Raw genomic sequence first — 15,013 nt, forward strand, 5'->3', positions numbered from 1 at the left:
GAAAAGAGTGTAGTCCTACCCGTTAAGGGTCACTGTCGACGATCTTGTGCCACGAATTCGGGGGCTGTCGCGGTCAGGAATCGGCCGCAGTGGATTCTTGCGTGTCCGCACCGGGTCGCTGGGCCGTGTGGCGGGCCTGCTCGCTGTCGCGTTTCGGCCGATTTCCTTCACCCGGGCGAACTTTCAGCGGCTCCCGTACTATCGCGATCGAAGACACCGCCCGGGGAGATGAAGGAGGACGGTGTGGGATCTCGCCTACCGGCGACCATCCGTGACGCGGGGACGTGGCTGCGGCGATTCGCCGCGACGACACCAGGTGCGATCGGGGTGGTCCTCGTCGTGACCACGGTGGCCTGCCTGGTTGCCGGATCGACGGCGGGACGACAGCTCGACGCCAAGATCGTGCGCACCGAACAGGTGCTGGATCGGACCGAGCCGCTGGCCTTCGCCGCGCAGAGTCTGTATGTATCGCTCTCGGCCGCCGACGCGGGCGCCGCGACGGCCTTCCTGTCCGGCGGCATCGAATCACCGCAGGTGCGAGACACCTATGAGCAGGCGCTCGCCGAGGCCGCCGCCGCCCTGGCGGAGGCGACCGCCGGTGCCACCGACGCGCAGACCAGGGCGATCGTCGCCCGCATCGCCGCCGACCTGCCGACCTACACGGGCTTGGTGGAGACCGCGCGCGCCAACAATCGTCAGGGCTTCCCGGTCGGTTCGGCGTATCTGCGCCAGGCCTCGGACCTGATGCAGACATCGCTGCTGCCCAATGCCGAACAACTCAGCGAGGCCCGCTTCGCCGCGGTGCGGGAGGACCAGCAGCGCATCGGCGCGCTGCCGTGGACGAGCATCGTGCTCCTGCTGCTGGTCCTCGCGGTGTGCCTGGTCGGGTCGATCGTGTTGCTGCGCCGGACGAACCGCCTGGTGAACACCGGCCTGGCGCTGGCGGCGCTGGCCGCTTTGGTGGCGCTGCTGTGGACCGCGGGCGCCACCTCGACCGCCGCGCAATTGCTCGAGGACGGAAGTTCCGGCGCCGGAGCGCGCGTGGAGAACCTGGCAGGGGCCCGCATCCTGGCCCAGCAGGCCCGCACCGACGAAACCCTGGCCCTGATCACCCGCGGCGACATCACCGCCACGGAGAAGGCCTTCCAAACCCACAGCGGCGACCTGCGCGGGCGCCTCACCGCGGCCGGTGGCGGCGACTCCGATGCCGAACGCGCGCTGACGAATTGGAACGCGGGGCACAATGCCCAGCGCACCGCCTACGAGAAGGCCGACTATCCCGGCGCGGTCACCCAGGCGATCGGCACCGGCCCCGACAGCTCGGCCACCAGCTTCGCCCGCCTCGACCAGGAACTGCGCGACGACCTCGCCCAGGCCCGCGACGACCTGCGCGACGGTGTCGCCGCCGCCGCAACATCGTTGACCCTCAGCCCCTTCGGCACCCTGCTCCTGCTGCTGGCCGCGGCCGGCGCGGTGATCTCCGGACTCTGGCCACGACTCAAGGAGTTCTTGTGAGGCGTCCACTGCTGGTCGCGCTCGCCGCGGCCGTCGCGCTGGTCGCGGGCTGTGCCGACGCCCCCGAACCGTCGACCATCGCCGCCACCGCCGTGGCCCCACCGCTGCCCGGTGCCGAGGCGATCACCTCGGCGCCGACCGCCGAGGGCACCGGAACCTGTGATACCGAAGCGACATTGGCGCCGACGACCCAGCCGCGACCGGGTGCGATGCCCGCGGGGTCGGCGATGGCCGCCATCATCGCCAACGGCAGGCTGCGGGTCGGCGTCGATCAGAACACCTACATGTTCGGGTTCCGCAACCCGTCGACCGGCAAGCTCGAGGGTTTCGACATCGACCTGGCCAGGGAGATCGCGCGCGATCTGTTCGGTGACCCGGACAAGATCGAACTGCGTTCCGTCACCGCGGCCGACCGGATCCCGCTGTTGCAGGAGAAGAAGGTCGACATGATCGTGCGCACCTTCTCGGCGACCTGCGAACGCCGCCGTGAGGTCGATTTCTCGAGCGTGTACTACCGTGCGGCGCAGCGCATCGCGGCCCCGCACGGGGCGGGCATCACCAACGGCGCCGGGCTCGCGGGCAAGCGGGTCTGCGTCGCGAAGGGCACCACCGCCGCCGCGCCGCTGTTCACGCTGCCGACCCCACCCACCGTGCTCGGCGTGACCAATTGGACCGACTGCCTGGTGGCCCTGCAGCAGGGCACCGTCGACGCGATCAGCGGGGACGAGCCGATCCTGGCGGGGCTGGTCGCCCAGGACCACAATCTCGAGGTCGTCGGCGACCCGATCGGCGCGGGCGCTTACGCCGTCGGGGTGCCGCGCGGCAGCGACGAGCTGGTGCGTTTCGTCAACGGTGTCCTCGACCGCGCCCGTACCGACGGCACCTGGCAGCGGATCTACGCCCAGCACCTGTCGACTCTGGGCCCCTCGCAGGGGCCGCCGGTACCCCGGTACGTCGGATGAGCTGGCCGATGCTCGGCGTGCTCGAGATCGATCGTGAACTGGCGGGGCGCACAGCGGAATTGGCGACGGTGACCACGACCCTGCTGGAACTGGACCGCCACCCCGGCCTGGCCCTGGTCCGCCGCTATCCGCCGACGGGGGAGACCGCGCGTCGGTGGGCGCCGGTGGAGAAGGCACTGGGCGAACTCTGGGAGGACCTGGGGCGGGTGCGCGCCATCCTCGGCGAGGCGCAGGCGGTGCGGGCCGGTCGCGGCAGGGTCGACGACCGGTCGCGGGGGCGGCTCACCGAGCTGCTGCGCGGGCGCCCGCACGAGGTGGCGCGGATCCCGATCCCCTTGGCGCAGCGCGGCCTGACCGGTCCCAGTGAGACCGTCGTGACAGTCGGCATCGCCGATTGCCTGGACCGGATGCGCGCCGCGTTCGCCTTCGTCGCCCCGTTCGCCGACGAGGTCGCGGCGGTCGATGAACAGGTGCTCGGCGCACTCGCCCCGCTGCAACAGCGCGTCGAGCAAGCGCGTGGCGCGCTGGACGCGGCCACCGAACCACTGTCCACACTCTTGGGTCGCGCGGGCACCGATCCGCTCGGTTTCGGGCCGGGTGAGATCGCCGGCGCCCTCGCCTCGCTCACGGCGCTGATCGATACCGAATCCGCCCGCCACAGCGACCATCTCGCCGTTGCCGCCGATCTGCCCGGCGCTGTCGCCGCCCTGCGCGCACAGTTGGCCGATCTCGGCGAACGGCAAGATCGCGCCGACGGCACCGTCACCCAGGCTCAGCACAAGGTCGCGACCGGCGAGCTACCCGACGGCGGCGAACCGGCCACGAGATTGCGCGCCGAACTCGACACTCTCGGCGGTACACCCGATCGGCCGACAGTGGAACATCTGCTCGCGCTGCGCGTGCGGGCCGGCGACGCTGCCGAAAAGGCCACACGGCGTGAGGAATTGGCGCGTGGTCTGCTCGATCGGCGCGCCGAACTGCGCGGCAGACTCACCGCCTACCGTGCGAAGGCCTCGCGGCTCGGAGTGAGCGAGGACCGGGATGTGCTCGCCGCCGACCGGATCGCGGCCGGTCTGCTCACCCGCACACCGTGCGATCTGGCCGCGGTCACCCGGGCCGTCGCGGACTATCGTTCGATCATCGGGGAGAAAGCGGGGCGGACAGCATGAGGTGTAGTGAACCGGGGTGCGGCGGCACGATCGAGGACGGCTACTGCGCACTGTGCGGTACCGCGCCCGTCGCGAGCGCGCCACCGGTACCGCAGGCCGGCCTCGCGGGCAACAGCCGATCGGGGCGCACGACAGCGCAGCCGCGCAGGGCGAACCCGCAGCCGCCACCGATACCCGTGCCGGTTCCCGGCGCCTGTGGCGAACCCGAGTGCGACGGCACGATCGTCGACGGGTACTGCGACACCTGCGGTACCGCGCCGGCCACGGTGACGGGTCCGATGCACAGCCCGTCCGCGTCGACGGTCAGCGCGAGCGGGCGCACCTCGAGTCGCTCGGTGCGAACCCGTTCGGGCTCGGCGCGTTCGGCCGCGCGCGGCAGGCTCGGCGCCGGGCTCGTCGAAGTGCCGCCGGTCCCGCGCGTCGACCCGGCCACGGCGGTGCTCACCGACCCCCAGGTGCCCGAATCTGACCGCTTCTGCGGCAAGTGTGACAAGCCTGTCGGGCGCGGCCAGGCCGGTGTTCCCGGCCGCACCGCCGGGTTCTGCCCGCACTGTGGCACCCGCTACTCCTTCGTGCCCCGGCTGCGGGCAGGCGATCTCGTCGGCGGCCAGTACGAAGTGGCGGGGGCGCTGGCCCACGGTGGTCTCGGCTGGATCTATCTGGCCACCGACCGCGCCGTCAACAAACGCTGGGTGGTCCTCAAAGGGCTCATCGACACCGGCGACGCCGACGCCCTGGCCGCGGCCCTGGCCGAACGGCGTTTCCTCGCCGAGGTCGACCACCCCAACATCGTCAAGATCCACAACTTCACCGAACACGCCGACGCCGACGGCGAACCCGTCGGCTACATCGTCATGGCCTATGTCGGCGGCACCTCGCTCAAGCAGATCCTGCGCGCCCACCGCGCCGAAACCCAGCGCTATCTGCCGCCCGCGCAGGCGATCGCCTATGTGCTGGAAATGCTGCCCGCCCTCGGCTATCTGCACGCTCGCGGCTGGGCCTACTGCGATTTCAAGCCCGACAATGTGATGCAGACCGAGGAACGCCTCGAGCTGATCGACCTCGGTGCGGTGATCGCGATGGACGACCGCACCAGCCCCATCTACGGCACCCTCGGCTACCAGGCACCCGAGATCGCCGAAACCGGGCCGACGGTGGCCACCGAGATCTACACCGCGGGCCGCACACTGGCCGTGCTGATGATGCGAGTGCCCTCCGTCGACGGCAAGCTCGGCCCGATCCCCGGTCCAGAGACCGAACCGGTACTGGCCGAACATGATTCGCTGTACCGATTCCTGCAGCGGGCCACCGACCCCGACCCACTGGCGCGTTTCGCCTCGACGAGCGAAATGGCCGACCAGCTCACCGGTGTGCTGCGCGAGGTGCTGGCGACCGGCGACGGGATCCCACGGCCCGGCATGTCGAGCCAGTTCGGTCCCGCCCGTGCCGTCTTCGGCATCGACAGCGTCACACCCGAACCGGGCGCCCTCATCGCCGGCCTGCCCGCCCCGCTGGTCGACCCCGGCGACAGTGGCGCCGCCCTGCTGGCGACCACCGATGCCGCGACCCCGGCCGAACTCGAGCGGGCACTCACCGCCGGACTGCGCGCGGTGGTGACCGGATCGGGCGAGTCGGTCGAGATCCCGCTGCGACTGGTGCGCGCCGAGCTCGAAGCGGGTGACGCGGCAGCGGCGCTGACCCGGCTGGCCGCCTTGGACGCCGAGCTCGAATTCGACTGGCGCCCCGTCTGGTATCGAGCCAAGGCTGCCCTGCTCACCGGCGACTATGCCGATGCGGCCGCCGATTTCGAGTCCGTCTACGCGGCACTGCCCGGTGAATCCGCTCCCAAACTCGCGCTGGCGGCCGCCCTGGAGCTCGGTGCAGGCGCCCGCGGCGAGCAGCCCGACACCGGAGCCTTCGAGCTCGGCCGCGCGCTGGCGCTCTACGAAACGGTCTGGCGCACCGACCACACCTATCTGTCGGCCGCCTTCGGCGCCGCGCGACTGCGCCGCGCCGACGGTGACCGCACGGGCGCGGTGGCGGTCCTCGATCAGGTCGACCGCACCTCCTCGATGTTCACCGAGGCCCGGCTCTCCGCCGTCGAAACGCTACTGACGCACCGGGATCCGGCCGACCTCGACGAGGACCTGCTCCGCCGGACCGGCGAGCGCGTCGACCACTTGCGCCTCGACTCGCGCACACGCACCGCGCAGGTGCGGATGGTCGTCCTCGAGGCGGCCCTGAACTGGATCCGGTCGGGACAGCAACCGAGGACACCAGGCAAGCTGTTGGACGTGGAATTCACCGAGCAGGGCGTGCGGACGGGATTGGAACGATGCTTGCGGACACTGGCGCGCGAGGCCGACGACATGTGGACCCGATTCGTCCTGGTGGACCAGGCGAACTCGGTGCGCCCCAGGACCACCCTGTGACGGCGCCGGGCTGTGCCGACTGCGCGGGCTCGGCGCGGGCGGGACACCGCTTCTGTGAAGGCTGCGGTCGCGAACTCGGCGTGCGCAAAGTCGCACTGCCCGTGCATGATCCGGTCGCGGTGCCGCAGTGCTCGACCTGCGGTGAACGCCGCTACGAGGGCGGCTACTGCGTCAAATGCGGCAGCCCCAAGCCTGTCCCTGATCGTTTCGAGGAAGACCTCGGCGCGGTGTATGTCCTCACCGACCGCGGAATCAGCCACTCCCGCAACGAAGACGCGGTCGCGGCCGCGGTGCGCGAGGGCGACGGCATCCGGGTGATCGTGGTCAGCGACGGCGTCTCCACTTCCCAGGATCCGCAGGCGGCCTCCGGCAATGCCGCCCGCACCGGTGTCGACGCCGCGCTGGCCGCCCTGGCCGAGGGCAGGGCCGACTCCGATGCCGCGATGGCGGGCCTGGCGGCGGCGACCGCCGCGGTGCGCGGCATGTCACGCACCCCCGAGTACGCGCCGTCGTGCACCTATGTCTCCGCGATCGTGCGCGAGACGAGCGTGGGTACCGACATCACCGTCGCCAATGTCGGTGACAGCAGGGCATTCTGGCTGGCGGCGGGCGATCCGACCGCGTCACGCCGGCTCAGCGTCGACGATTCCTGGGCCCAGGCTCTCGTCGACGCGGGCGCCCTCGACGAGACCGCGGCGATGAACGACCCGCGCGCCCACACCCTGCTGCGCTGGCTCGGCGCCGACGGTGGCGAAGCACCGTGGTCGGCGAACTGCCTGCAACGCATGCTCGCCACCGAGCCGGGCACGCTGCTGCTGTGCAGCGACGGCCTGTGGAACTACCTGCCCGAGGCGGTCGCGCTCGCCGGCTTCACCGTCGAGACGTCGCCGCAGGCCGCCGCGCGCGCGCTCGCCGACTTCGCCCTCAACAGCGGGGGCAGTGACAACATCACCGTCGCCCTGGCTCCGGTGCCCGTTGCCGTATCGCCCGAACCAGGAGTGTCATGAGTTCCCCTGAGACAGCCGGTATCTCGATCGCCGTCGACCAGAACGAATTCCTCGCCGAAGGCGCGAGCGTGGTGGACGCGGTGCTGACGGTGACCACCGGGCCCGAACTCGCCGCCGTCGCGACACCGCCGCCGCGGCTCGAGATCCTGATCATCGACTGCTCCGGATCGATGGGTAACAAGCGCAAATTCGAGAACGCGCGCAACGCCACCCGCACCGCGCTCGACGAGATCCCCGACGGCACCGCGTTCGCCATCATCGAGGGCACCGAGTCGGCCCGGATGATCTACCCGAGCGACAACACCCTGTCCGCCCCCGCCGACCGCACACATCGCGCCTCGGCCCGGCGAGCCCTGGATCGGTTGCGGCCCGACGGCGGCACCGCGATGGGTTCATGGCTGGCGCTGGCCCGCGAGGTCGCCGCCGCGCACCCCGGCGCGCAGGCGCACGCGATTCTGCTCACCGACGGCAAGAACGAGCACGAGACCCCGCAGGAGCTCGCGACCGAACTCGACCGTGCCGAAGGGCTTTTCGTCTGCGACTGCCGCGGTGTCGGCGACGACTGGGTCGCCGAGGAGGTGCGCAAGATCGCCTCGAAACTGTCCGGGGACGCGAACATCGTCGCCGATCCGAAGGACCTGGCCCGAGATTTCGCCGCGATGATGCGTTCCTCGGCCGCGCGCGTGATCCCGGAACTGACGCTGAAGGTGTGGACTCCGGCCGGTGCGCGGGTGCGGATGGTCAAACAGGTCTCGCCGGTGCTCGAGGATCTGACCGGGCGCCGGATCGACGTGGGTGCGCAGGTGGGGGACTACCCGCTGTCGTCGTGGGCCGCCGAGGAGCGCGAATACCACGTGCAGATCGAACTGGAACCGGCCGCGCCGGGCCGGGAGAAGCTGGCCGCGCGGCTGAGTGTGCTGGCCGGCGACGAGGTACTGGGCCAGGGCCTGGTGCGCGCGGTCTGGACCACCGATTCGACGCTGTCGACCCGCATCAGTACCCGCGTCGCCCACTACACCGGCCAGGTCGAACTGGCCCAGGCCGTGCAGGAAGGTCTGGCGGCGCGCCGCACCGGCGATGTCACCACCGCGACCGCGAAGCTGCGTCGCGCGGTGGAACTCGCCGCCGCCTCCGGCCACGAGTCCACCGCCAAACTGCTGCGCGGTGTGGTCGAGGTCGAGCACGACGGCACCGTGAAGCTGCGCGGCCAGGTCGCCGCGGCCGACGAACTCGCCCTCGACATCCGCTCCACCAAGACCGCCCGGGTGCGGCCGGAGGGCGGCTGACATGCCGATGTGCGCGGACGGACACCAGTCGCGGTCGACGGACTACTGCGATGTGTGCGGATCGGCTCTGGGCACGGCGCCCGCGCCCGACCCGGCGGCTCTGCGCCTGTGCCCGAACTGCCACGCGCCGACCAGCGGACGCTTCTGCGAAGGATGCGGCCACGATTCCGCCCTGCCACCGGCGACAGTGACGTCGGCGCGTCCCGGTGACCGAGCGGAATCGGCCGATACCGGATTCGACCCCACCATGATCGCTGCCGGCGCGCCCCCCGACAGTGGCCGATCCGGGGTGTGGGTCGCGCGGATCTTCGCCGACCGCGAGTTCTACGCGCGCGTCCGAGCCCGCAAGGGACCCGATGCCGAGCGTGTCGAATTCCCGGACTTCTACCCCGAACGTCGAATCATCTTGCGTGGCAACCAGTTCCTGATCGGAAAACGATCGGCCTCGCAAGGGATCGTGCCCGAGATCGACCTCGGCATCGCCCCGGCGGATATCGGCGTCTCCCGCGCGCATGCGATGATCCAGGTCGATCAGAGGGGCGCGCTCACCATCACCGACCTCGGTTCCACCAACGGAACCAGCCTGGACGGCGCCGAATCATCGATCACACCGCAGCAGGCGGTCGCACTGCGCGAAGGCAGCCGGATCCATGTCGGCGGCTGGACCACCATCGCGATCACCGCGGAACCGTAGACGCATCTGTTCACCAAACGTAGGGTCGGGACCATGACGAAGTTCGACGGGAAGACCTGCCTGATCACCGGTGCCGCCAGCGGCCTCGGCCGCGCCACGGCGTTCGCGGCCGCCGCGAAGGGGGCCTCGCTCGTCCTCACCGACATCACGGCCGACACGCTCGCCACCACCGCCGAGGAACTGCGCGCGGCCGGGGCGACGGTGCATCTCGCGCACGCGGCCGACGTCAGCGACCATTCCGCGGTGGTCGGTCTCGCCGCCCATACTTTCGAGGCCGTGAGCCATGTCGACATCGTCATGAACGTGGCGGGCATCGCCACCTGGGGCACCGTCGACAAGCTCACGCCCCAGCAGTGGCGCCGCACCGTCGACATCAACCTGATGGGCCCCATCCACATCATCGAGGAGTTCGTGCGCCCGATGATCACCGCCGGTCGCGGCGGTCACCTGGTGAACGTGTCCTCGGCGGCGGGCATCTTCGGTCTACCGTGGCACGCGCCCTACAGCGCCACCAAGTTCGGCCTGCGCGGTGTCTCGGAGGTGCTGCGGTTCGACCTGCGCCGCCACAAGATCGGCGTCAGCCTGGTCTGCCCCGGCGCGATGGCCACCCCGATGGTCGACAGCGTCGACATCGCGGGCGTCGACCGCGACAACGCGGCGCTGAACAAGGCGATCAGGCTGTTCATGCGCCACGCCGTCACCCCGGAGCAGGCGGCCACGTCGGTGATCAAGGGTGTCGAGCGCAACCGCTACTGGGTCTACACCTCCCGCGACATCCAGTTGGCCCACTGGGGTCAGCGGTACTTCCCTTACGGCTACACCTTGGCCATGCGCGGTTTGAACTCCGCGATGACCAACTATGTCGACAAGAACGCCCTGGTCCGCTAGACGAGGTCGCTGGGGTCGGTATTGGCCCCACACAGGATCACGCACACCCGTTCGCCGGGTTCGGGCCGATAGGCCGGGCCCGAACCGGTGTCGAGCAGTGCCGCCATCGCGGTGGCCGCGCCGTTCTCCACGGCGATGCGATGGGAGGTCCACAGCTGCTGCCTGGCCGCGCGGATCGCCTCGTCGGGCACCAGCAACGACCGCACACTCGGATGCTGGGCGGCGGCCAAGGCCATCGCCGACACATTCGGGGCGCCGAGGGAATCCGCGGCGATCGAGTCGACGGTGACGTCCACCGGGTGACCGGCTTCGAGCGCGGCGTTCAGCGATCGACAGCCCTCGGGTTCGACGGCCACCGTGCGAATCCCGAAATGCTGTGCGGCGACCGCCGTTCCGGTGAACAACCCACCGCCGCCGACGGCGACGAGCACCGTGTCCAGGTCGGGGATGCGCGCGTGGATCTCGCGCATCAGCGTGCCGGCGCCCGCGGCCACGAGCGTATCGTCATAGGCATGGGCGGCCAGCGCACCACTGGTCTCGGCGAATTCCCGGCAAGCGGCCAACGCCTGCTTGTATTCCGGACCGATCAGTCGCACCCGCGCGCCGTAGTCACGAAGTCGACCGATTTTGACCGCAGGCGCGGTCTCGGGCAGAAACACCGTCGCGGGCACCCCCGCCTCCCGTGCCGCCCATGCGCACGCCAACCCGGCATTGCCGCCCGAGGCGATCGTCACACCCGCGTCCGGCAACGTTTCCGCTGCCGCGTGCGCGCGCACGAAATTCTGCGCACCACGCGCCTTGAACGTGCCGGTGAACTGCAAGAACTCCAGTGCGAACCAGAGCGGGTCCGGCCCTGGTCCGGCCGGTGCGACAGTGATCGGGCGAACCAGTCCGTCGATGCGCGCTGCGGCGGCTTCGATATCAGCGAAAGTCGGGGTCACCCCTGCGACTATGCCACCGGCCACGTCCCCTCGAACCGCCCGTTGAGCGGGCGAATTGTTACGACGGGTTTACGTCCGCACCAGTCTGGGTACATAACAGATCGGTAACAAGCTCGAAGGCGGGTAGTCGTGTCGGTCTGGGGACGCGAAACCCCCCAGTGCACCGGCACACGCCCGGCGTGTCAGCAAAGGATGTGCACACACATGAGCGCGAACCTGATGATCGTGGACGACGATGTCCAGATGCGCGGCGACCTGCGTCGCGCGATGGAAGACGAAGGGTATGCCGTAGCCGAGGCAGGCGTGCCTTCCGACGCCCTCGATCGGCTGCGCAGCGACGGGCCACCCGATCTGATGATCGTCGACCTGATGCGCGGCGAAGCCGACGGCTTCGACTGCATCCGGGAGATCCGTCGTGACCACGATGTGCCGATCATCGTGATCAGCACCCGTTACGACACCCACGACGTGGTCGCGGCCCTGGAGGCGGGGGCCGACGACTTCGTGAGCAAGCCGTTCGAAATCAAGGAGATCACCGCCAGGATGCGCGCGCTCCGCCGTCGCGCCCGCATCACCGCCGATCGCGACACGACCCCCGAGGCCGTGCTCGACGCCGATCCGCACGCGCCACTGGTGCTGGCGGCCGACGCGGGCGCGGTGCGTCGCGGCGCCGAGGAGATCCACCTCACGGTCACCGAATTCCGGTTGCTGTGTGAACTGGCGGAGACCCCCGGCCGCGTGCTGAGTCGATCCGTGCTGCTCGAAAGAGTGTGGGATCAGGGCTTTTTCGGTGACGAACGCATCGTCGACGTCCACGTGCGACGCCTGCGTACCAAGATCGAACGCGACCCGTCCGACCCGCGCATCGTGGTTACCGTGCGCGGTCTCGGGTATCGCCTCGATGTGCAGTCGTAGTAAACGATTCGTCATACAACCGCAAAGAGCTCGACACAAAGACCGCAAAGTCGGCTGGGCACGTTAGATATATGACAACGTCCACCATGTCCATCGAGCCGGCCGCCAGCGCGGCGGCCCCTGGTTCGGAACCGAGATTGCGTCATCCGCGGCTGGGCGACGGTGCCCAGCTGTGGCGGATCGCCCGCGATTCGCAGGTACTCGACGTCAATTCCAGCTACGCGTACCTGCTGTGGTGTCGCGATTTCGCCGCAACCTCGTTGGTTGCCGAAAGTGACGGTCAGCCCGTCGGATTCGTCATCGGATATGTGCGCCCGGAAGCTCCGGACACGCTGTTCGTCTGGCAGATCGCCGTCGACGCGCAAGCTCGCGGCCGCGGCCTGGCCGCCGCCATCCTGCACGCGCTGCTCGATTCGGTAGCCGGCGCGGGCATCACCACCTTGGAAACCACGATCTCACCCGGAAACACCGCCTCGCATGCGCTGTTCTCCGCGGTGGCCCGGGAACGCGGTGCCGATTTGCGCACCGAGGACCTGTTCGAAGAAAACGATTTCCCCGATTCACACGAGGCAGAGCTGCTGTATGTGATTTCACCGGCTCAGCGCCAGGAGGAACGACGATGATCACGACCACCGACACCAGCATTTTCGAGGCCATGGAATCGAATGTGCGCGGATACTGCCGTGACTGGCCGGCCATCTTCAGCACCGCCGAAGGCGCCTGGTTGCGCGACGAGCAGGGCCGCGAATACCTCGACTTCTTCGCAGGCGCCGGCGCGTTGAACTACGGACACAACAACCCGATTCTGAAAAAGGCGCTGCTGGAATACATCGGCAGCAACGGCATCACCCACGGTCTGGACATGTCGACCGTGGCCAAGCGTGAACTGCTCGAGACCATCCGCGACAATCTGCTCTCGCCGCGTGGCCTCGACTACAAGGTCCAGTTCCCTGGCCCGACCGGCGCGAACGCCGTCGAAGCCGCGCTCAAGCTGGCCCGCAAGGTCACCGGCCGCAAGACCATCCTGAGCTTCACCAACGCCTTCCACGGCATGACCCTCGGTGCGCTGTCGGTGACCGGCAACGCCGCCAAGCGGGCCGGTGCCGGGGTGCCGCTCGAGCACTCCACCCCGATGCCCTACGACGGCTACTTCGACAACACCATCGAGGACTTCGGCTGGATGCAGCGCGTCCTCGACGACAGCTCCTCGGGCTTCGATCGCCCCGCCGCGGTGATCGTGGAGACCGTGCAGGGTGAGGGCGGCGTGAACCTGGCCCGCGCCGAATGGCTGCGTCACCTGGCCGGACTGTGCGCCGCGCGCGACATCCTGCTCATCGTCGACGACGTGCAGATGGGCTGCGGGCGCACCGGCCCGTTCTTCTCCTTCGAGATCGCCGGCATCACCCCCGACATCGTGACGCTGTCCAAGTCGATCGGCGGCTACGGTCTGCCGATGGCGCTGGTGCTGCTCAAGCCCGAGCACGACCAGTGGGCGCCCGGTGAGCACAACGGCACCTTCCGTGGCAACAACCCCGCCTTCGTCACCGCGACCGCCGCCCTGCGCGAGTACTGGTCCGATGACAAACTCGCCCAGCGCACCGCCGAGAACGGCGCCTACGTGGGTCGCACGCTCGACGCGGTCGCGCAGCGGCATGCCGGAGTGTCCACTCGTGGACGCGGCATGGTGCACGGCATCGTCTTCGACGACCCGTCGCAGGCGGGCAAGGTGTGCCGCACCGCGTTCGAACAGGGTCTGCTGGTGGAGACCTCGGGGTCGATGGACGAGGTCGTGAAACTGCTGCCGCCGTTGACGCTGGGCAGCGACGAACTCGATCAGGGCCTGTCGGTGCTGGTCTCCTCGATCGACACCGTCTGTGGTGGTGCCGCATGATCGTGCGCACCACCGAAGAGATCACCGGCACCGAACGCGATGTGGCAGGGCCGGGTTGGCGCAGCAAGCGCATCGTGCTCGGCGGCGACAAGGTCGGTTTCTCCTTCCACGAGACCACGATCGAGGCGGGCACCGTCCACCGGTTCCACTACCAGAATCACGTCGAGGCGGTGTGGCTGGTCGAGGGTGAGGGCAGCCTGCTCGATCTCGACAACCAGACAACGTACGAGCTGGGCCCGGGCTCGATGTACCTGCTCGACGGACACGAACGTCACCAGGTCACCGCCCGCACCCAGTTGCGGATGTTGTGCGTCTTCAATCCGCCGGTCACCGGTCGCGAGGTACACGATGAGAACGGGGTGTATCCGCTGATTATCGAGGAGGATGGCGCCAGTGTCTGATCAGCTCGACCGCTACCCGACCCGGTTGTCGGAGCCTGCCCCGCATATCGAACGCACCGATCCCACGGTGTGGGGCCAGGTCACCTCGCCGGAGCTGATCGGATTCGACGCGAACGGTTTCGCGACGATCCCCGACCTGCTCACCCCCGACGAGGTGGCCGCCTTCGGCGCCGAGGTCGGCCATCTCGCGGCCGACCCCGTGCTCTACGGCGATGAACGGGTGATCGTGGAACCCGTTGCGGGGCAGGTCCGTTCGGTGTTCCAGGTGCATCAGCTCAGCAAACCGATCGCGGAGCTGGTCGCCGAATCGCGGATCGCGGGCCTGGCCGAGCAGATCCTCGGTTCGCCGGTGTACCTGCATCAGACCCGGGTGAACTACATGCCCGGTTTCGGTGGTAGTGGTTTCGGCTGGCATTCCGATTTCGAGACCTGGCACGCCGAGGACGGCATGCCGGCTCCGCGGGCGGTGAGTCTGTCGATCGCGTTGACCGACAACTATCCGTTCAACGGCAGCTTGATGCTGATGCCCGGTTCACACCGCACCTTCGTGCCGTGCCTGGGCGAAACGCCGAGCGGTCACTATCGGGAGTCGTTGCGCGAGCAGCGAATCGGGGTTCCGACGACGGACGATGTCACGTTCCTGGCCGCCCGTTACGGGATCACCCAGTTCACCGGGCGGGCCGGTTCGGCGCTGTTGTTCGACTCCAACATGATGCACGGTTCGTCGAACAACATCACCCCGTTCCCGCGCTCGAACATCTTCCTGGTGTTCAACAGCGTGGAAAACGCCCTGGCGGAGCCTTTCGCGGCCCCCCAGCGCCGCCCGCAACACATCGCCGCCCGCGATTTCACGCCCTTGCGTGAGAATTCGGCCGAAGCCGGTGCGGTGCTGGCGGACCAGTCGCCCTAGGC

Annotated in this window: 15 protein-coding genes; 13 read left to right on the forward strand and 2 right to left on the reverse strand. The window is 69.2% G+C overall.

Annotation, left to right across the window (positions count from 1 at the left end; all coding sequences use genetic code 11):
- Window positions 1-243 precede the first annotated feature (243 nt).
- The 3 genes from ACFVVI_RS05690 to ACFVVI_RS05700 are packed head-to-tail and all read left to right on the forward strand — an operon-like array spanning window position 244 to window position 3,646.
- The gene (locus tag ACFVVI_RS05690; RefSeq protein WP_387443470.1) at window positions 244-1,515 is read left to right on the forward strand and encodes a hypothetical protein; all 1,272 of its coding nucleotides are present in this window, start codon (window positions 244-246) and stop codon (window positions 1,513-1,515) included.
- Entirely contained in the window at window positions 1,512-2,477 is a 966-nt protein-coding gene (locus tag ACFVVI_RS05695; RefSeq protein ID WP_378987779.1) for a glutamate ABC transporter substrate-binding protein, read from the forward strand. Before ACFVVI_RS05690 ends, ACFVVI_RS05695 begins: the two co-directional genes overlap by 4 nt.
- Window positions 2,474-3,646: a hypothetical protein gene (locus ACFVVI_RS05700; protein ID WP_387443472.1), complete on the forward strand. Its 1,173-nt coding sequence runs from the start codon at window positions 2,474-2,476 to the stop codon at window positions 3,644-3,646. Before ACFVVI_RS05695 ends, ACFVVI_RS05700 begins: the two co-directional genes overlap by 4 nt.
- Before the next feature lie 40 nt (window positions 3,647-3,686).
- On the opposite strand, the gene ACFVVI_RS05705 is transcribed toward ACFVVI_RS05700, so the two are convergent.
- Window positions 3,687-3,968: a hypothetical protein gene (locus tag ACFVVI_RS05705; protein ID WP_387443474.1), complete on the reverse strand. Its 282-nt coding sequence runs from the start codon at window positions 3,966-3,968 to the stop codon at window positions 3,687-3,689.
- Between the two features lie 13 nt (window positions 3,969-3,981).
- On the opposite strand from ACFVVI_RS05705, the gene ACFVVI_RS05710 reads away from it, so the two are divergent.
- The 5 genes from ACFVVI_RS05710 to ACFVVI_RS05730 are packed head-to-tail and all read left to right on the forward strand — an operon-like array spanning window position 3,982 to window position 9,953.
- Entirely contained in the window at window positions 3,982-6,078 is a 2,097-nt protein-coding gene (locus tag ACFVVI_RS05710; RefSeq protein WP_387443476.1) for a tetratricopeptide repeat protein, read from the forward strand.
- Entirely contained in the window at window positions 6,075-7,085 is a 1,011-nt protein-coding gene (locus ACFVVI_RS05715; protein WP_378987767.1) for a PP2C family protein-serine/threonine phosphatase, read from the forward strand. Before ACFVVI_RS05710 ends, ACFVVI_RS05715 begins: the two co-directional genes overlap by 4 nt.
- Complete coding sequence (locus tag ACFVVI_RS05720; RefSeq protein ID WP_378987764.1) at window positions 7,082-8,371, forward strand: VWA domain-containing protein; 1,290 nt, start codon at window positions 7,082-7,084, stop codon at window positions 8,369-8,371. Before ACFVVI_RS05715 ends, ACFVVI_RS05720 begins: the two co-directional genes overlap by 4 nt.
- Before the next feature lies 1 nt (window position 8,372).
- Window positions 8,373-9,065: an FHA domain-containing protein gene (locus ACFVVI_RS05725; protein ID WP_387443479.1), complete on the forward strand. Its 693-nt coding sequence runs from the start codon at window positions 8,373-8,375 to the stop codon at window positions 9,063-9,065.
- 33 nt (window positions 9,066-9,098) lie between these two features.
- Window positions 9,099-9,953 carry an SDR family oxidoreductase gene (locus ACFVVI_RS05730; protein WP_378987759.1) on the forward strand — a complete coding sequence of 285 codons (855 nt, stop codon included), beginning with the start codon at window positions 9,099-9,101 and terminating at the stop codon, window positions 9,951-9,953.
- On the opposite strand, the gene ACFVVI_RS05735 is transcribed toward ACFVVI_RS05730, so the two are convergent.
- Complete coding sequence (locus tag ACFVVI_RS05735; RefSeq protein ID WP_387443481.1) at window positions 9,950-10,894, reverse strand: threonine/serine dehydratase; 945 nt, start codon at window positions 10,892-10,894, stop codon at window positions 9,950-9,952. The two genes, ACFVVI_RS05730 and ACFVVI_RS05735, sit on opposite strands and share 4 nt — an antisense overlap.
- 204 nt (window positions 10,895-11,098) lie before the next feature.
- Between ACFVVI_RS05735 and ACFVVI_RS05740 the strand changes: the two genes are divergently transcribed.
- The 5 genes from ACFVVI_RS05740 to thpD all read left to right on the forward strand — a co-directional run bounded on the left by ACFVVI_RS05740 (window position 11,099) and on the right by thpD (window position 15,011).
- A complete protein-coding gene (locus ACFVVI_RS05740; RefSeq protein ID WP_378987756.1) occupies window positions 11,099-11,809 on the forward strand; it encodes a response regulator transcription factor in 711 nt (236 codons plus the stop codon).
- A 71-nt stretch (window positions 11,810-11,880) separates the two neighbouring features.
- The gene (gene ectA / locus ACFVVI_RS05745; protein WP_378987753.1) at window positions 11,881-12,432 is read left to right on the forward strand and encodes a diaminobutyrate acetyltransferase; all 552 of its coding nucleotides are present in this window, start codon (window positions 11,881-11,883) and stop codon (window positions 12,430-12,432) included.
- Entirely contained in the window at window positions 12,429-13,700 is a 1,272-nt protein-coding gene (gene ectB / locus ACFVVI_RS05750) for a diaminobutyrate--2-oxoglutarate transaminase (RefSeq protein ID WP_378627672.1), read from the forward strand. The genes ectA and ectB overlap by 4 nt, the downstream gene beginning before the upstream one ends.
- On the forward strand, window positions 13,697-14,101 hold the full coding sequence (locus ACFVVI_RS05755) for an ectoine synthase (protein ID WP_378627675.1): 405 nt from the start codon (window positions 13,697-13,699) through the stop codon (window positions 14,099-14,101). Before ectB ends, ACFVVI_RS05755 begins: the two co-directional genes overlap by 4 nt.
- The gene (gene thpD, locus ACFVVI_RS05760) at window positions 14,085-15,011 is read left to right on the forward strand and encodes an ectoine hydroxylase (RefSeq protein ID WP_387443484.1); all 927 of its coding nucleotides are present in this window, start codon (window positions 14,085-14,087) and stop codon (window positions 15,009-15,011) included. The genes ACFVVI_RS05755 and thpD overlap by 17 nt, the downstream gene beginning before the upstream one ends.
- Window positions 15,012-15,013: the final 2 nt, after the last annotated feature.

Origin of the sequence: Nocardia sp. NPDC058114 (assembly GCF_042884695.1) — a bacterium.
In the GTDB taxonomy this organism is placed as follows: Bacteria; Actinomycetota; Actinomycetes; order Mycobacteriales; family Mycobacteriaceae; genus Nocardia.